Here is a 16,661-nt window from a genome sequence, read left to right on the forward strand (position 1 = left end):
ACGCCCTCGGCGCCCGCGCTGGCCAGCGCCGAGCCGGCGGAGCCGAGCACGATGCCGACGGCGGCGGTGGACAGGACCGCGATCTTCTTCGCGTTCATGGGGGACCTCCTGTGGATCTGAACTGTGGAGCCGAACTGAGGCCGGCTCAGTCGTTGTTGATGCAGGTGTTGCCGAACGCCGGGTTCAGGACGCCGACCACGTCGACGGTGTCGCCGCAGATGTTGATCGGGATGTGGATCGGAACCTGGATCAGGTTGCCGGAGAGCACACCCGGGGAGCCGACCGCGGCGCCTTCGGCACCCGCGCTGGCGGCGGCCACACCGGCGCCGCCGAGCAGCAGGCCGGCAGCCGCGGCGGACATGACCAGAGTCTTCGAGAACTTGCGCATGGGGGTATTCCTCCGTTGATTGCCCAGGTCGGATATCCCGGGGCCTCTTTCCCGAGCGGGAAGGTTTCCCGAGGCGGTTCGTGAAAGCGCTTCGGGAAGGAGAACGATGATGCGGCGGCGCGGAAACGGGTCGCGGTCAGGAACATCACCCGATCGCTACCGAAAGGCCCTCGGTTCGTACGAACGGGTGGTTGCGGACAGCCGACCCGCAACCAGCTTGCCCGGCAATCGTTTTGCCGGTCACGCACGCATCGTGCTCAGCAACAAGGAGACTGAAATGAGCGTCAAGAAGGCTGCCGCTGTCGGCGCCGCCGTGGTCGGCATCGTCGCCGCGGGTGCCGGTTCCGCCATGGCCAGTGCGGGTGCCGAGGGTGCCGCGGTCGGCTCCCCCGGCGTGCTCTCCGGCAACCTGATCCAGGTTCCGGTGCACATCCCGATCAACATCTGCGGCGACAGCGTCAACGTGATCGGTCTGCTGAACCCGGCGTTCGGCAACACCTGCATCAACAACGACTGAGCCGGCCGCGCGCAAGCCGCCGTCCACCGCTCCTCCTCCTGAGGCGGCCCGGGCGGCGGCTTCGCGATGCCCGGCAGATGTGAGGGGATGCGAGACAACCTCAACTCTCGCTACCGGAAGCCTTGTTGATCTACTTGTCAGTACCTGGCATGTGGCTTCGCTCATTCGCACCACTCCGACCCCCACACACCCCCGGCACCCGGCTGGAGCAGTGGGGCTGCGACGGCGGCGCCAACCAGCACTGGCTGGTCGAGCCCGCCGGCAACGGCAGCTACAAGCTGGCCGACTCCCAGGACCCGACCGAGGTGGCCACCCTGAGCGGCGACCACGACGCCCAGGGCAACCCGCTCGTCGAACTGGCCGCCGACAGCGGCTCGGCCGCCCAGCAGTGGCAGCTGACCAAGCTCGGCATCGTCTACCTGGGCTGACCCCGCATCATCCCGTCGAACGGGGGCGCTACCGTAGGCCGGTGATCACGACAGCACGCCTGCGGTTGCGCCCCCTCACCCTCGCCGACACCGACTGGTGGGTGGAACTGCACAGTGACCCCGAGGTCAACCGGTTCGTCGGCGCCTACACCCGCGAGCAGGCCACCGCCCGGCTCACCGCCATCGAGGAGCAGTGGCAGACCCGCGGCCACGGCCTGTGCGCCGTCGAACTCGCCGCCACCGGCGAGCAGATCGGCCGCAGCGGTCTCAACCACTGGTCCCAGTTCGACGAGGTCGAGGCCGGCTGGACCTTCGCCCGCGCCCACTGGGGCCAGGGCTACGCCGTCGAGGCCGCCCGCGCCGTCGTCGACTGGGGCTTCACCACCCTCGCCCTCCCGCGCATCACCGCCATGATCCACCACGGCAACACCGCCTCCACCGCCGTCGCCGCCCGCCTCGGCTTCACCGTCCTGCGCGAGGACACCCTCGCCGGCTGCCCGATCACCGTCCACGCCCTGGACCGGGACTGAGCAGCGTCCCGGAGGAACGGCCTTGCGCCGCAGCGGACCTGAGCGCTGATCAAGGCGGCACCGACGGACTTCACCGCACCCGCGTGCCGAGGTCGACCGCGCCGAGGCCGGCGTCGCGGGCCTGGACGGCCACGGCGGTGCGGTCGTGCACGTCGAGCTTGGTGAAGATCCGGGAGACGTAGTTGCGGACGGTCTTCTCGGCGAGGAGGAGCCGGTGGGCGATCTGCTGGTTGCAGCACCGAGTGCGACCCGAGGGACCTCGACGGGATCGCCGGCTGGGTGGCCGAGGCCCGCCGCCGGGCGGACGTGGTCGTGGTCAGCGTGCACTCCCATGAGCCCGGCGAGTCCCGGCGGGACCCGGCCGAGTTCCTGCGGGCCTTCGCACACCGGATGATCGACGAGGGCGCCGACGCGGTGGCCGGGCACGGCCCGCACTTCCTGCGCGGCGTGGAGCTGTACCGGGGCAGACCGATCTTCTACAGCCTCGGGAACGTCGTCAGCCAGCTCGAACTGTCCGACCACGTCCCGGCCGAGGACTACGCGAGGCTCCCGCTCCCCGGTCCGGTCACCCCCGGGCGCTACTTCGACGAGTTCGGCGGCCACGGCCGCCGCCTGTTCGCCCCGCACCGCGAGTACTGGCAGTCCGTGGTCCCGCTGCTCACCTTCCTCGACGGCGACCTGGTGGACGTCCGGCTCCACCCGGTCTCCCTCGGCTTCAGCCAACCGGTGCACCGCCGCGGCCGCCCCCGCCTGGCCGACCGGGGCGAGGCCGCGGAGATCCCCACCGACCTGGCCCGCCTCGCCGAGCCGTACGCCACCACCGTCACGGTGCCGGACGCCGGCCCGGGCGAGCTGCTGCTCGACGGGCCGTGAGATCCGACCCCCCGCCAGGAAGTGACCCGCACTCAGCTCAGGGCCACACCAAGCAGTACAGCTGGTGCCCCGCGTCGTGCAGGCGGTTGGCGAAGTCCTGCCACTCGTGGAGCATCGTGTAGATGACGAAGGCGTCGCGCGGGCCGCGCCGGTCGGGGACGGTCGACCAGATGAAGGCGGCGGCGCCGAGTTCGGTGTCGTCGGCCTTGCGGAGGGGTTCGACGACGGTGTGGGGCAGCTGGACCACGGCGTAGTCGGGGTGCAGGACGACCAGTTCGAGTGGCGGGACCTGGTGCAGCGGCACGCCCTCGATGCCGGTGAGCACCATGGCGCTCATGGTCTCCGGCTTGATCTTGGTGGAGAGGTGGCCGTTGGGGGAGCCGCTGGTCTCCATGAGGTCGCCGAGCCGGCCGAGCGAGCCGAGCTCGCCGGCGTCCAGGCCGAGCCCGCCCGGGCCCAGCGCGGTGGGGACTCTCGCGGCGGTGGCCCGGTCGGGTGCGCCGAAGTATTTGTACGTCACCCCCACGCGACCTTCACCCCGCCTTCCCCTTCCCGCGCGGGCCGCCTTGTGGCCTGCCCCCGCGGCCTCCTCGAAGCCGTCCTGCTCCTCGGACACTCGGACCATCCTCACCGGAATTCGCCGGAATCGACAGACCCCCGGGCCTGCCGGTGTCCCGCCGGAGGCCCCATTTTCCCGTTATGTCACTCTTGTCACGACTGTTATGACCGAAATCAGACACGACCGACCAGATCGCGTCACATCGCGTCACGCCCGCGCCGGGATGCGGTGGTCGTGACCTCCAGTGTGCGGGATGAATCGACCGGCAACCGCACACGGATCATCGTTCCAGATGATCGGGTCCGACATGCAGAGGTAAAGGACACGATTTGAGACCGGAGCGGTTTGAGAGGATGGAGCCTTGTGAGCTACCCGTATGAAGCCCCCCAGTCCCAGTCGCTCTTCGAGCGCGCCTCGGTCGTCACCCCCGGCGGGGTCAACTCGCCGGTGCGAGCCTTCCGCGCGGTCGGCGGTACCCCGCGGTTCATGGTCTCGGGCAGCGGCCCGTACCTGACCGACGCCGATGGGCGCGAGTACGTCGACCTGGTCTGCTCCTGGGGTCCGATGATCCTGGGCCACGCGCACCCGGCGGTGCTCGAGGCCGTGCGGCAGGCGGTCTCCCACGGCACCTCGTTCGGCACGCCCGGCCAGGGCGAGGTGGAGCTGGCCGAGGAGATCGTGGCCCGGGTGGCCCCGGTCGAGCAGGTCCGGCTGGTCTCCTCCGGCACCGAGGCCACCATGTCCGCGATCCGGCTGGCCCGCGGCTTCACCGGCCGCGCCAAGATCGTCAAGTTCGCCGGCTGCTACCACGGCCACGTGGACGCCCTGCTGGCCGCCGCCGGCTCCGGGCTGGCCACCTTCGCGCTGCCGGACACCCCCGGCGTGACCGGCGCGCAGGCCGGCGACACCATCGTGCTGCCGTACAACGACCTGGCCGCCGTCGAGCAGGCCTTCCGGGCGCACCCGGGCGAGATCGCCGCGGTGATCACCGAGGCCTCGCCGGGCAACATGGGCGTGGTCCCGCCGCTGCCGGGCTTCAACGCGGGCCTGGCCAAGCTCTGCGGGGAGAACGGCGCGCTGTTCATCTCCGACGAGGTGATGACCGGCTTCCGCGTCTCCAAGGCCGGCTGGTACGGCCTGGAGGCGGCGCACGAGGGCTGGGCGCCCGACCTGCTCACCTTCGGCAAGGTGATGGGCGGCGGCTTCCCGGCCGCGGCCTTCGGCGGGCGGGCCGACGTGATGGCCCACCTGGCCCCGGCCGGCCCGGTCTACCAGGCCGGCACCCTCTCCGGTAACCCGATCGCCACCGCCGCCGGCCTGGCCCAGCTGCGGGGCTGCACCGACGAGGTCTACGCCACCGTGGACCGGGTCGCCGACACGGTCTCCGGCCTGGTCACCGACGCCCTCGCCAAGGAGGGCGTGGCGCACCGCGTGCAGCGGGCCGGCAACATGTTCTCGGTCTTCTTCACCGACCAGCCGGTCACCGACTACGACGCGGCGAAGCGTCAGGAGTCGTTCCGCTTCACCGCGTTCTTCCACAGCCTGCTGGCCGACGGGGTCTACCTGCCGCCGTCCGCCTTCGAGTCCTGGTTCGTCTCGTCCGCCCACGACGAACGCGCGATCGATAGGATCGCCGCCGCGCTGCCGGCCGCCGCCCAGGCCGCCGCGCGCGCGACCGCGAGCTGAGAGGACGCCAGATGACCGAGACCACGGTGGTGCACCTGATGCGCCACGGCGAGGTGCACAACCCGGAGGGCGTGCTCTACGGCCGGCTGCCCGGCTACCACCTCTCCGAGCTGGGCCGGCAGATGGCCGACCGGGTCGCCGAGCACCTCGCCGACCGGGACATCACCCATGTGGTGGCCTCCCCGCTGGAGCGGGCCCAGGAGACCGCCGCGCCGATCGGCAAGGCGCACGGCCTGGACATCGCGGTCGACGGGCGGCTGATCGAGGCGGGCAACGTCTTCGAGGGCAAGGTCTTCGGCGTCGGCGACGGCGCGCTGAAGAACCCGTCCGCCTGGAAGTACCTGACCAACCCGTTCCGCCCGTCCTGGGGCGAGCCGTACATCGACCTGGCGGTGCGGATGATGGCCGCGCTGGCCGCCGCCCGGGACGCCGCCCGCGGCCACGAGGCGGTGGCGGTCAGCCACCAGTCGCCGATCTGGATCGCCCGCTCGTTCGCCGAGAAGCGCCGGCTCTGGCACGACCCGCGCAAGCGGCAGTGCTCGCTGGCGTCGCTCACCAGCTTCACCTACGAGGGCGACAAGCTGGTCTCGATCGGCTACTCGGAGCCGGCCCGCGACCTGCTGCCGGCCCACCTGGCCGGCAAGGGCAAGCGCGGGGACGCGCCGGTGGCCAAGAGCTTCGGGGCCTAACCACCGGCGCTGCGTCTTAGAAGTTCTTTACAGCCACAGGTCAGCGGGGGTCCGACACACAAGGGCGGACCCCCCTGAACCGGCTGAAAGTGCCATGCGAAACTTTTCACATGTCTGGTACGCCTCGCCTCCGCATGGCCGCCGTGCTCACCGCGGCAGCCGCCCTGACCCTCGCCGGTTGCAGCTCCTCGGGCTCCGGCGGAAGCGGTGACGCCCAGGCCGGGTTCGTCATGGGCAGCGGCGGCATCGCCACCGTGCCGGTGACGGCCCGCACGGCGGCACCCGCGATCAGCGGCAACGACCTGGAGGGCAAGCCCACCGCGTTGTCCGACTTCCAGGGCAAGATCGTGGTGCTCAACATCTGGGGCTCCTGGTGCTCGCCCTGCCGGGCCGAGGCCAAGGGCCTGGAGCAGGTCTACGAGAAGTACAAGGGCCAGGGCGTCCAGTTCCTCGGGATCAACACCCGCGACACCGACGTGACCAACGCCAAGCGGTTCGAGGACCTCAACGGGATCAGCTACCCGAGCATCTACGACCCGGACGGCACCCAGATCCTCAAGTTCCCCAAGGGCAGCCTCAACCCGCAGTCGATCCCGACCACCGTGGTGATCGACCGCCAGGGCCGGCTGGCCGCCCGCGCGATGAAGGGGCTCACCCCGGACGAGCTGGACTCGATGGTCTCGCCGATCCTCGCGGAGAAGTCGTGATCCTCGCCGACGACGTCAACCAGACGGTGCTCAGCGGCCCGCTGCTGCTCGCCGTGCCGGTGGCGGTCGCCGCCGGGTTGGTCTCGTTCTTCTCGCCCTGCGTGCTGCCGCTGGTGCCGGGCTACCTCTCCTACGTGACCGGCTTCTCGGCGGCCGACCTGGCCGATGCCCAGGGGCGCAGGCGCGGCCGGATGCTGCTCGGCGCGCTGCTCTTCATCCTCGGCTTCACCGCCGTCTTCGTGTCGTTCGGCGCGGCCTTCGGCGAGTTCGGCCAGACTCTGCAGGAGTACCGGCACACCATCAACATCGTGCTGGGGTGCTTCACCATCCTGATGGGCCTGGCGTTCGCGGGCGTGCTGCCCGGGTTCTCCACCAGGGAGGTCCGCTCGCACCGGCGCCCCGCGGTCGGCCTGATCGGTGCACCACTGCTCGGCGTGGTCTTCGGGCTGGGCTGGACCCCGTGCATCGGGCCGACCATGGCCTCGCTCCAGGCGCTCTCGTTCAACCAGGCCAGTGCCGGTCGTGGCGCGTTCCTGATGGCGGTCTACTGTGTGGGCCTCGGCCTGCCGTTCGTGCTGGCGGCGCTCGCCTTCCGCAAGGCGGTCGGCGCCTTCGGCTTCATCAAGAAGCACTACCAGTGGGTGATGCGGATCGGCGGCGCGATGCTGGTCGTCGTCGGTGTGCTGCTGATCACCGGTGGCTGGGACTACCTGGTCAACCAGCTCCAGTACCTGGCCCCCAGCGGCGAGATCGGAATCTGATCGTGAGTGACACCGAGCTGCGCACCGAGCAGCCCGAAGACGCAGCCGCCGAGCGGCTGACCAGCGCCCCGGTGGAGTCGGACGGCCCCACCGGGATAGGGGTGCTGGGCTGGCTGCGCTGGATGTGGCGTCAGCTGACCTCGATGCGGGTCGCGCTGATCCTGCTCTTCATGCTGTCGCTGGCAGCCATCCCGGGCTCGCTGATCCCGCAGACCAGTGAGAACGCCTTCAAGGTGCAGACCTGGAAGGCCACCCACAAGGGGCTGGCCCCGCTCTACGACAAGCTCCAGCTGTTCAACGTCTACAGCTCGGTCTGGTTCTCCGCGATCTACATCCTGCTCTTCATCTCGCTGGCCGGCTGCATCATCCCGCGCACCTGGCAGTTCGTCGGCGTGCTGCGGGCCAAGCCGCCGGCGGCGCCGGCCAACCTGACCCGGATGCCGGTCTACGCGGCCTGGCGCACCGACGCCGACCCCGAGGCCGCGGTGGCGGCGGCGCAGCGGCTGCTGCGCAAGCGGCGGTTCCGGGCGCACGTGTCCGGTGGCGCGGTGGCGGCCGAGAAGGGCTATCTGCGCGAGGTCGGCAACCTGCTGTTCCACCTCTCGCTGTTCGCCCTGCTGGCCGGTTTCGCCTGGGCCGCCCTGGCCAGCGGCCAGGGCGGCAAGCTGGTGGTCGAGGGCGACGGCTTCTCCAACACCATGACCCAGCTGGACGACTTCTCCGGCACGGCCTTCTACACCTCCCAGGACCTGGACCCGTTCGGCTTCAAGCTGGACGGCTTCACCGACACCTACCAGCTCACCGGCCCCCAGATCGGCCAGCCCCGGGAGTTCACCGCCCACATCCACTACTGGCAGGGCGAGGACCCGACCAAGCTGAAGGCCGGCGACATCTCGGTCAACAACCCGCTGGAGATCGGCGGCAGCAAGGTCTTCCTGATCGGCCACGGCTACGCGCCGGTGGTCACGGTCAAGGACGGCAGCGGCAAGGTGGTCTACCACGACGCGGTGCCGTTCCTGCCCCAGGACAGCAACCTGACCTCCACCGGTGTGGTCAAGGTCGGCGACTACGGCCAGAAGGACGGCAAGAAGGTCGAGCTCGGGTTCTCGGGCTTCTTCCTGCCCACCCCGCCGGCCAACTTCGACGCCACCACCGGCCCGCGCTCGCTCTTCCCGGGCGCCACCGAGCCGGCGCTGGTGCTGACCGCCTACTCGGGCGACCTGGGCACCGAATCCGGCGTGCCGCAGAACGTCTACCAGCTCGACATGAGCCACCTGACCCAGATGGTCCAGGACGGTCAGCCCGCCAAGGTCAAGCTGGCCGTCGGCCAGGGCTGGACCCTGCCGGACGGCTACGGCTCGATCAGCTTCGACGGCTACAAGAAGTGGGCCACCTTCTCGGTGTCGCACCGCCCCGGCAACTCGGTCGCGCTCACCGGCGCGGTGCTGGCGATCGTCGGCCTGGTCGGCTCGCTCTTCGTGCAGCGCCGCCGGATCTGGGTGCGGGCCGTCGCCACCCCGGACGGCCGGACCCTGGTGGAGCTGGCCGGCCTGGGCCGCAGCGAGTCGGCGAAGATCGCCGAAGAGCTCGCCGAACTCGCCGTCGACCTGCAGGACGATGCCCCGGCGCTAGAGGACGATGCCCCGGCAGACGACGAATCCGAACCGGCTGACGCCGTGTCAGCCCCGGTCGATGAAACCAAGGAGTAGACGGTGTCCCTCCTCGCCTCCGGGGTGAACTCCCATCTGGCTGACCTGTCCAACAAGTGCATCTGGTCGGCCATGGGCGTGTACGTGCTGGCCATGTTCGCGCACATGTTCGAGTGGACCTTCGGCAGCAAGGGTGCGGTGGCCCGCCGCTCGGTCGAGCAGGCCAGCCTCGCCGACGCCGCCGCCGCGGCGGCCTCGCCGACGGCAGCCGCCAAGAAGGCCAAGAAGGTCACCGTCACGGTGGCCGCCGCCGGCGGCGGCACCACCACGCTGACCCGCACCGCGCTGGCCGGCGAGGGCGCCACCGTGGTGACCAGCGGCCGCGGCGACGGCGAGCAGGCCGTGGACGGCCCGGGCGCCGCCGGCAGCAGCGAGCGGGCCGACATGTTCGGCCGGATCGCCATCTCGCTGACCGTGCTGGGCGCGCTGCTGAACGTCGCCGGGGTGGCCTTCCGCGGCTTCTCGGTGATGCGTCCCCCGTGGGGGAACATGTACGAGTTCTCCTGCGCCTTCGCGCTCACCACGGTCGGCGCGTACCTGATCCTGCTGGCCCTGGGCAAGAACGTCCGCTGGCTCGGCCTGCCCGCCGTGCTGGCCGCCGCCCTCACCCTGGGCCTGGCCACCAGCGTGCTCTACACCGACTCCGAGCAACTGGTGCCGGCGCTGCACTCCTACTGGCTGGCCATCCACGTCAGCACCGCGATCATCTGCGGTGGTGCCTTCTACGCGGCCTTCGCCAGCACCGCGGTCTACCTGGCCCGGGAGTCCTACGACAAGCGCAAGGCGGCCGGGCTGCCGAACGGCCCGTTCAAGATCCCGGCCTCGGTGTTCGAGCGGATGCCCGCCACCCCGACCCTGGACAAGCTCTCCTACCGGATCAACGCGATGGTCTTCCCGCTGTGGACCTTCACCATCATCGCGGGCGCGATCTGGGCCGAGGCGGCCTGGGGCAAGTACTGGGAGTGGGACCCGAAGGAGACCTGGTCCTTCATCACCTGGGTGGTCTACGCGGCCTACCTGCACGCCCGCGCCACCGCCGGCTGGAAGGGCCGCAAGGCGGGCTACCTGGCGCTGCTGGCCTTCGCCTGCTTCCTGTTCAACTTCTACGGCGTGAACATCTTCATCACCGGCAAGCACTCCTACGCCGGCGTGGGCTGACGGGCCGCCAACGGGCGGCACCTGCACTGGTGCCGCCCGGCGTTGCCCCGAAGTGAGTGAGAGTCGGCACAGTGCGGCATGGCGGCCGCCGAACTGGGCAGGGTCACAGCGTTTGCAGCGGCCGCGCCGAAGCAGAACGTACCGGAGTGAGGAGGACCGCGCCGTGGACGGCGACGAGATCATGCTGACGGTCCGGATCACGGTGGCGGAGCGCCGGCTGCTGCGCAGCCTGGCACAGGGCCACCGCAGCGACCTCTCCGAGGTGGTCGCCGACGGACTGCTGGACATCCTGCCCACCCTGCACGGCACGGCCCGCGCCTACCGGCTGCTGGCCGCGCTGACCGAGCCCGCGCCGTGCGCGCTGACCGTCTGGCTGCCCGGCCCGCTGGCCGACCTGCTGGTCCCGGCGGCCGACGCGGTGGCCGGCGCCACCGGGGTGCGGCTCGGCTCCGGCTGCGCGATGCTGGGCGCCGCGCTGCGGCTCTGGCTCGACCAGGACCCGCACCTGCTCGCCGCCCACCTGCAGCTGATGCACGCCGGGCGCTCCTCGGCCCTGGTCGCCGCCTGACCGGACGGCCGCCTGACCCAAGAGGGATAGCCGCCCGACCCGAAGGGCCAGCCGCCCGACCGGGAAAACGGTGCCGCCCGCCGCGATCGAGGGCCGCGGCGAGCGGCTGGGGCACGGCCCCGTGTCGAGATGGGCGCCGGCTACGCGGCCTGCTGCCAGCTGAAGGGCGAGAAGTACGCCGGGCGGCGCTCCAGGCGCTGCCAGCGGGCGATCGGCTCGACCACCGGGGAGGCGGCGGGCACGGCCTGCACGGCGGCGGCCCGGGCCATCAGTACGGCGGTCAGGGCGGCGAGCTCGTCATCGGTCAGGGTGCCGCGGGTGATGCGGACCAGGGGCTCGGTCATCGGATGCGCTCCAGAGTGCGAGTGACTGGGGGACGGTCAGGGCGCGCCGCGGTCCGCGACGCGGCGGCCCGTCACATCGGGGGGTTGCCGTGCTTGCGGCTGGGCAGGTCGGCGTGCTTGGTACGGAGCATGGCGAGCGCGGCGGCGAGCACCTCGCGGGTCTCGGTCGGGTCGATGACGTCGTCCACCAGGCCGCGTTCGGCGGCGTAGTAGGGGTGCATCAACTCGGTCTTGTACTCCTTGATCTTCTGGGTCCGCATCGCGTCCGGGTCCTCGGCGCCGTTGATGTCGCGGCGGAAGATCACGTTGGCGGCGCCCTCGGCCCCCATCACGGCGATCTCGTTGGTCGGCCAGGCGTAGGTCAGGTCGGCGCCGATGGACTGCGAGTCCATCACGATGTAGGCGCCGCCGTAGGCCTTGCGCAGGATCAGCGAGATCCGCGGCACGGTGGCGTTGCAGTAGGCGTAGAGCAGCTTGGCGCCGTGCCGGATGATGCCGCCGTGCTCCTGGTCGACGCCGGGCAGGAAGCCGGGGACGTCGAGCAGGGTGAGCAGCGGGATGTTGAAGGCGTCGCACATCTGGACGAAGCGGGCGGCCTTCTCCGAGGCGTTGATGTCCAGCACGCCGGCCAGCGACTGCGGCTGGTTGGCGATCAGGCCGACCACATGGCCGTCGATCCGGGCCAGCGCCACGATCACATTGGTCGCCCAGCGCTCGTGGATCTCCAGGTACTCGCCGTGGTCGACGATCTCCTCGATCACCTTGTGCATGTCGTACGGGCGGTTGCCGTCCGCCGGCACCAGGTCGAGCAGCGCCTCGCAGCGGCGGGTGACCGGGTCCTCGGCCGGGGTGGCGGGCGGCATCTCGCGGTTGTTCTGCGGCAGCATCGACAGCAGGTAGCGCACCTCTTCGATGCAGGACTGCTCGTCGTCGTAGGCGAAGTGCGCCACGCCGGAGACGGCGGAGTGCACATCGGCGCCGCCCAGGCCGTTCTGCGAGATCTTCTCGCCGGTCACCGCCTGCACCACGTCGGGGCCGGTGATGAACATCTGGCTGGTCTCGCGGACCATGAAGACGAAGTCGGTCAGCGCGGGGCTGTAGGCGGCGCCGCCGGCGCACGGGCCGAGCATCACCGAGATCTGCGGGATCACGCCCGAAGCCTTGGTGTTGCGCTGGAAGATGCCGCCGTAGCCGGCCAGCGCGGTGACACCCTCCTGGATGCGGGCGCCGGCGCCGTCGTTCAGCGAGACCAGCGGGGCACCGGCGGCGATCGCCTTGTCCATGATCTTGTGGATCTTCTGGGCGTGGGCCTCGCCCAGCGCGCCGCCGAAGATCCGGAAGTCATGCGCGTAGACGAAGACCGTGCGGCCGTGCACGGTGCCCCAACCGGTGATCACACCGTCGGTGTAGGGCTTCTTGGCCTCCAGGCCGAAGCCCTGGGCGCGGTGCCGGCGCAGCGGCTCCACCTCGTGGAAGGAGCCCTCGTCCAGCAGCAGCTCGATCCGCTCGCGGGCGGTCAGCTTGCCCTTGGCGTGCTGCGCCTCGGTCGCCTTGTCGCTCGGGCCGCGCCGCACCTGGTCGCGCAGCTCCAGGAGCTCCGCCACCCGGCCGCGGGCGTCGGCCGGGTCCCCCGCCGCGCTCTCCTGCACCACCGGCATCTCGAACTCCCAACTCCCGAACGAGTGAGCAGTCGGTGTCGGTCGTAGGGCCCCGGCTGCGATTTCGTGCTTCCCCTACGACACTACGAGGCGCGGCCACCCTGATTCGGCGTTGATTCCGTACAAGGTCCAGGAGCTTTACCTGTGGGAGCCATACAGCGCACCGGCCGGGGAGCCGCTCTCGGGGCGGGCCTGGGGGTGATCGGCGCGGGCCGGCGTGAAAGGTGCCCGTCAACTGTAGGGGCGTAGTTTACTCCTCGCAGATGCCCAGCTCAGCAGGGGTATGGCAGTACCGGGGCCGATCATGGCCGGGGCAGGCGGCGGGTGCCCCCGGAACCGTACCGGCGCCGGGGCACCGCGGGCCGCGGCGGGTCGAAATCGTAGGGATGCGCCAAAAGCCGCGAACGGCCGCTAGCGCGGCGCGAAAGCCGGCCGCGGGCGGGGCTGGCGCCGGAGCCGTTCACCAGGTGCCCGATACTGCTGCCATGGCATACGACGATCTCCGCTCCTTCCTGCGGGCCCTGGAACGCGAAGGCGACCTCAAGCGCATCAAGGCCGAGGTCGACCCCCATCTGGAAATCGGGGAGATCGTCGACCGGGTGCAGAAGGCCAAGGGCCCGGCGCTGCTCTTCGAGAAGGTCAAGGGCGCCTCGATGCCGCTGGCGATGAACGTCTTCGGCACCGAGCGCCGACTGGCCAAGGCGCTCGGCCTGAAGTCCCCCGACGACATCGCCGACAAGATCGCCGGGCTGCTCAAGCCAGAGCTCCCGCACGGCTTCACCGGCGTCCGGGACGCCTTCGGCAAGCTCGCCTCGATGACCCACGTGCCGCCGCGCAAGGTCAAGCCGGGCGAGGCGCCGGTGCAGGAAGTGGTGCTCAGCGGCGAGGACGTCGACCTCGACCAGCTGCCCGCGCTGTTCACCTGGCCCAAGGACGGCGGCTCGTTCTTCAACCTGGGCCTGACCCACACCAAGGACCCGGACACCGGGGTCCGCAACCTCGGCCTCTACCGGCTGCAGCGGCATGACAAGCGCACCATCGGCATGCACTGGCAGATCCACAAGGACAGCCGCAACCACGCCGCCGTGGCGGCCAAGCGCGGCGAGAAGCTGCCGGTGGCGATCGCCTTCGGCTGCCCGCCGGTGGTGACCTACGCGGCCACCGCCCCGCTGCCCGGCGACATCGACGAGTACCTGTTCGCGGGCTTCGTGGCCGGTGAGCGGGTCCGGATGGTCGACTGCAAGACGGTGCCGCTGCAGGTGCCCGCCGACGCCGAGGTGGTCCTCGAAGGCTGGCTGGAGCCCGACCAGCTGCTGCCGGAGGGTCCGTTCGGCGACCACACCGGTTTCTACACCCCGCAGGAGCTCTTCCCCGCGCTCAGCATCGACTGCGTCACCATGCGCCGCCGCCCGCTGCTGCAGTCCATCGTGGTCGGTCGGCCGCCGACCGAGGACGGGCCGCTGGGCAAGTTCACCGAGCGGTTCTTCCTGCCGCTGCTCAAGGTGATCGTGCCGGACATCGTGGACTACGACCTGCCGGAGGCCGGCGGCTTCCACAACTGCGTGATCGTCTCGATCGACAAGAAGTACCCCAAGCACGCCCAGAAGGTGATGCACGCGATCTGGGGCGCCCACATGATGTCGCTGACCAAGCTGATCATCGTGGTGGACGCCGACTGCGATGTGCACGACTACCAGGAGGTCGCCTGGCGGGCCCTGGGCAACGTGGACTACAGCCGCGACCTGAGCGTGGTCGAGGGCCCGGTGGACCACCTGGACCACGCCTCGTACCAGAAGTTCTGGGGCGGCAAGGCGGGCATCGACGCGACCCGTAAGCTCCCCGAGGAGGGCTACACCCGCGACGGCGGCTGGCCCGAGATGATCACCTCGGACCCCGCCACGGCGGCCCTGGTGACCAAGCGCTGGAAGGAATACGGGCTGTGATGGATGACAAGCTTGGAGTGAGGGGCGGTCGCCGTGCCCCCCGCTCGCGCGGGGGTGTTCCCGGGCTGTGACCACTGCCGAGCTCTTCGAGGCGCCGCCCCCAGGCAAGATCAAGTCCTTCCTGCGCCTGGTGATGATCGAGCACTCGGTCTTCGCCCTCCCGTTCGCCTACATCGCCTCCTTCACCGCGATGTTCCTGGCGAACAAGCGGATCCACTGGGGCGAGCTGCTGATCGTCACCATCGCCATGGTGAGCCTGCGCACCTTCGCGATGGCCGCGAACCGGATCATCGACCGCGAGCTGGACGCCCGCAACCCGCGCACCGCGGGGCGCGAGCTGGTCACCGGCACGGTCTCGCTGCGCACCGCCTACACCGGTTCGGCGGTGGCGCTGCTGGTGTTCCTGGGTGCGGCGGCGCTGCTCAACCCGCTCTGCCTGGCGCTGGCGCCGGTCGCGGTGGTGCCGATGGTGGTCTATCCGTACGGCAAGCGGTTCACCGACTTCCCGCAGGCGATCCTCGGCCTGGCGCAGGCGATGGGCCCGGTCGGCGCCTGGCTGGCGGTCACCGGCAGCTGGTCCTGGGAGGCCGTGGTGCTGGGCCTGGCGGTCGGCGTCTGGATCGGCGGCTTCGACCTGATCTACGCCTGCCAGGACGTGGACGCGGACCGCGCCGAGGGGGTGCGCTCGGTGCCGGCCAGGTTCGGCATCGCGGGCGCCCTGCACGGGGCCCGGGCCTGCCACGCGATCACCACCGCCCTGCTGCTCTGCTACGCGGTGCTGACCCACGCCGGTCCGGCGTTCTACGTCGGCCTCGTCATGGTGGCGGTGGCCTTCGTCTACGAGCACTCGATCGTGCGGCCGCACGACATCTCGCGGCTGAACCGGGCGTTCTTCAGCATCAACGGCTTCGTCGGCATCTCGCTGTTCGTCTTCGCCCTGCTGGACCTGATCCTGCGCGGCTTGCGGTTCAGCTGAGCCGTGGTGCGGCATGCTGGCCGCACGAAGACCGGCCGCAACACGTCGATCGCGAGGAGGCGCCCGTCATGCTCGGCACGCTGGAGTGCGTGGTCCTGGACTGCCACTACCCGCCGGCGCTGGCCCGGTTCTACGCGACCCTGCTCGGCGGGGAGGTGGACCGTCCGGACCCGCGCTGGTCGCTGGATGAGGACTGGTCGACCCTGCACACCCCGGCGGGCCTGGTGCTGTGCTTCCAGCGGGTGGTGGACTACCACCCGCCGCAGTGGCCGGACCCGGCCCACCCGCAGCAGGTGCACCTGGACGTGAAGGTGCCCGACCTGGCCGTCGCGGAGCGCGAGGTGACCGCCCACGGCGCGGCCTTCCTGCAGCGCCAGGGCGGCTGGGTGATCTACGCGGACCCGGCGGGGCACCCGTTCTGCCTGCTGCCCGCGCGGGGCGGTTCAGCGCAGCCGTAGCCGGTCGCCGACCCGGACCGGCCCGGGCGCGCTGACCGCGGCCAGCGCGTCCAGCCGGTTGCCGTGCTCGGCGGCGATCAGCTTCAGCAGCTCGGGGGCGTGCGGCAGCCCCGGCTGGGCCGTGGTGGCCATCACGCACCGCTCGCTGGAGCGGACGAAGGCCAGCCGGGCGCCGGAGCCGAACCCGCCCTCGTGGCCGAACCAGTCGTCCTCGCAGAACGGGCGGGTGCCGGGTGGGGTGCGCAGCACGATGTTGGGGCGGAACCGCCGCTCGTCGACCAGGGTGCCGGGCAGGGTGTCGCGCAGCCAGTCCAGGGTGGCGGTGCTGACCACGCTGACCGGCAGCTGGTCGAAGTGCGAGACGGTGTCCTCGCGGGCCAGCGCCACGTCGTCGCGCTGCAGGTAGGCGCGGAGGAACGCGGTGGGGTCGGCGACGGCGCGGCCGAGCGGGTCGAGCAGCTCGGGGCGGTCGAGCCGGTGGCCGAGCCGGGAACCGAGCCGCAGCAGGCCGTCCATCCGGCGGAACCGGCGGGTGCTCTTGCCCGAGCCGAACTTGCCGTCGCCGTCGCGCACGGCGTAGAGCCGGTCGCCGGCCAGGCCGCGTTCATCGATGGCCACCTGCCCGAGGCGTTCCCCGCCGGTGGACTTCACGGGGTAGCGCCAGAGCCGCTCGACGACACCGATGATCTCTGCCATGGCTGGTCAGCCT

19 protein-coding genes and 1 pseudogene are annotated in these 16,661 nt (G+C 70.9%); 14 read left to right on the forward strand and 6 right to left on the reverse strand.

Annotation, left to right across the window (positions count from 1 at the left end):
* Window positions 1-145: 145 nt before the first annotated feature.
* Window positions 146-388: a chaplin gene (locus tag P3T35_RS35380; RefSeq protein WP_101381306.1), complete on the reverse strand. Its 243-nt coding sequence runs from the start codon at window positions 386-388 to the stop codon at window positions 146-148.
* Between the two features lie 277 nt (window positions 389-665).
* On the opposite strand from P3T35_RS35380, the gene P3T35_RS35385 reads away from it, so the two are divergent.
* The 3 genes from P3T35_RS35385 to P3T35_RS35395 all read left to right on the forward strand — a co-directional run bounded on the left by P3T35_RS35385 (window position 666) and on the right by P3T35_RS35395 (window position 1,863).
* Entirely contained in the window at window positions 666-905 is a 240-nt protein-coding gene (locus P3T35_RS35385) for a chaplin (protein ID WP_101381307.1), read from the forward strand.
* A 149-nt stretch (window positions 906-1,054) separates the two neighbouring features.
* Window positions 1,055-1,333 (forward strand): RICIN domain-containing protein, encoded by a 279-nt coding sequence (locus tag P3T35_RS35390; RefSeq protein WP_101381308.1) that lies wholly within the window; start codon window positions 1,055-1,057, stop codon window positions 1,331-1,333.
* Between the two features lie 41 nt (window positions 1,334-1,374).
* On the forward strand, window positions 1,375-1,863 hold the full coding sequence (locus P3T35_RS35395; protein WP_101381309.1) for a GNAT family N-acetyltransferase: 489 nt from the start codon (window positions 1,375-1,377) through the stop codon (window positions 1,861-1,863).
* Between the two features lie 70 nt (window positions 1,864-1,933).
* Here P3T35_RS35395 and P3T35_RS35400 read toward each other — a convergent pair whose 3' ends face one another.
* Window positions 1,934-2,086 (reverse strand): LuxR C-terminal-related transcriptional regulator, encoded by a 153-nt coding sequence (locus P3T35_RS35400; RefSeq protein ID WP_101381310.1) that lies wholly within the window; start codon window positions 2,084-2,086, stop codon window positions 1,934-1,936.
* Window positions 2,087-2,124: 38 nt separating this feature from the next.
* On the opposite strand from P3T35_RS35400, the pseudogene P3T35_RS35405 reads away from it, so the two are divergent.
* Window positions 2,125-2,736: pseudogene (locus P3T35_RS35405) on the forward strand (CapA family protein); the annotation flags it as partial.
* A 37-nt stretch (window positions 2,737-2,773) separates the two neighbouring features.
* Here the strand turns inward: P3T35_RS35405 and P3T35_RS35410 are convergent.
* On the reverse strand, window positions 2,774-3,256 hold the full coding sequence (locus P3T35_RS35410) for a hypothetical protein (RefSeq protein WP_101385127.1): 483 nt from the start codon (window positions 3,254-3,256) through the stop codon (window positions 2,774-2,776).
* 402 nt (window positions 3,257-3,658) lie between these two features.
* Here P3T35_RS35410 and hemL point away from each other — a divergent pair, with 402 nt between their 5' ends.
* The 7 genes from hemL to P3T35_RS35445 all read left to right on the forward strand — a co-directional run bounded on the left by hemL (window position 3,659) and on the right by P3T35_RS35445 (window position 10,573).
* Complete coding sequence (gene hemL, locus P3T35_RS35415) at window positions 3,659-4,981, forward strand: glutamate-1-semialdehyde 2,1-aminomutase (protein WP_101381312.1); 1,323 nt, start codon at window positions 3,659-3,661, stop codon at window positions 4,979-4,981.
* An 11-nt stretch (window positions 4,982-4,992) separates the two neighbouring features.
* On the forward strand, window positions 4,993-5,670 hold the full coding sequence (locus P3T35_RS35420; protein WP_101381313.1) for a histidine phosphatase family protein: 678 nt from the start codon (window positions 4,993-4,995) through the stop codon (window positions 5,668-5,670).
* A gap of 110 nt (window positions 5,671-5,780) precedes the next feature.
* A complete protein-coding gene (locus tag P3T35_RS35425) occupies window positions 5,781-6,377 on the forward strand; it encodes a TlpA disulfide reductase family protein (protein WP_101381314.1) in 597 nt (198 codons plus the stop codon).
* Window positions 6,374-7,138 (forward strand): cytochrome c biogenesis protein CcdA, encoded by a 765-nt coding sequence (locus tag P3T35_RS35430; RefSeq protein ID WP_101381315.1) that lies wholly within the window; start codon window positions 6,374-6,376, stop codon window positions 7,136-7,138. The genes P3T35_RS35425 and P3T35_RS35430 overlap by 4 nt, the downstream gene beginning before the upstream one ends.
* Window positions 7,139-7,140: 2 nt before the next feature.
* Complete coding sequence (locus P3T35_RS35435; protein WP_180356528.1) at window positions 7,141-8,847, forward strand: cytochrome c biogenesis protein ResB; 1,707 nt, start codon at window positions 7,141-7,143, stop codon at window positions 8,845-8,847.
* Between the two features lie 3 nt (window positions 8,848-8,850).
* On the forward strand, window positions 8,851-10,005 hold the full coding sequence (gene ccsB, locus P3T35_RS35440) for a c-type cytochrome biogenesis protein CcsB (protein ID WP_280709187.1): 1,155 nt from the start codon (window positions 8,851-8,853) through the stop codon (window positions 10,003-10,005).
* Window positions 10,006-10,168: 163 nt separating this feature from the next.
* Entirely contained in the window at window positions 10,169-10,573 is a 405-nt protein-coding gene (locus tag P3T35_RS35445; RefSeq protein ID WP_101381316.1) for a hypothetical protein, read from the forward strand.
* Window positions 10,574-10,713: 140 nt separating this feature from the next.
* On the opposite strand, the gene P3T35_RS35450 is transcribed toward P3T35_RS35445, so the two are convergent.
* Both P3T35_RS35450 and P3T35_RS35455 read right to left on the reverse strand, forming a co-directional pair.
* Complete coding sequence (locus P3T35_RS35450) at window positions 10,714-10,917, reverse strand: acyl-CoA carboxylase subunit epsilon (RefSeq protein WP_101381317.1); 204 nt, start codon at window positions 10,915-10,917, stop codon at window positions 10,714-10,716.
* Between the two features lie 71 nt (window positions 10,918-10,988).
* On the reverse strand, window positions 10,989-12,575 hold the full coding sequence (locus P3T35_RS35455; RefSeq protein WP_101381318.1) for an acyl-CoA carboxylase subunit beta: 1,587 nt from the start codon (window positions 12,573-12,575) through the stop codon (window positions 10,989-10,991).
* Between the two features lie 485 nt (window positions 12,576-13,060).
* Between P3T35_RS35455 and P3T35_RS35460 the strand changes: the two genes are divergently transcribed.
* The 3 genes from P3T35_RS35460 (at window position 13,061) to P3T35_RS35470 (ending at window position 15,952) form a co-directional block, all read left to right on the forward strand.
* On the forward strand, window positions 13,061-14,518 hold the full coding sequence (locus tag P3T35_RS35460) for a menaquinone biosynthesis decarboxylase (RefSeq protein WP_101381319.1): 1,458 nt from the start codon (window positions 13,061-13,063) through the stop codon (window positions 14,516-14,518).
* A 67-nt stretch (window positions 14,519-14,585) separates the two neighbouring features.
* Window positions 14,586-15,494: a menaquinone biosynthesis prenyltransferase MqnP gene (mqnP, locus tag P3T35_RS35465; RefSeq protein WP_101381320.1), complete on the forward strand. Its 909-nt coding sequence runs from the start codon at window positions 14,586-14,588 to the stop codon at window positions 15,492-15,494.
* A gap of 68 nt (window positions 15,495-15,562) precedes the next feature.
* Window positions 15,563-15,952: a VOC family protein gene (locus tag P3T35_RS35470; RefSeq protein ID WP_101381321.1), complete on the forward strand. Its 390-nt coding sequence runs from the start codon at window positions 15,563-15,565 to the stop codon at window positions 15,950-15,952.
* Here P3T35_RS35470 and P3T35_RS35475 read toward each other — a convergent pair.
* A complete protein-coding gene (locus tag P3T35_RS35475; RefSeq protein ID WP_101381322.1) occupies window positions 15,938-16,648 on the reverse strand; it encodes an MOSC N-terminal beta barrel domain-containing protein in 711 nt (236 codons plus the stop codon). The genes P3T35_RS35470 and P3T35_RS35475 overlap by 15 nt on opposite strands.
* Between the last annotated feature and the right edge of the window lie 13 nt (window positions 16,649-16,661).

The organism is Kitasatospora sp. GP30 (assembly GCF_029892145.1).
Lineage (GTDB): Bacteria > Actinomycetota > Actinomycetes > Streptomycetales > Streptomycetaceae > Kitasatospora > Kitasatospora acidiphila.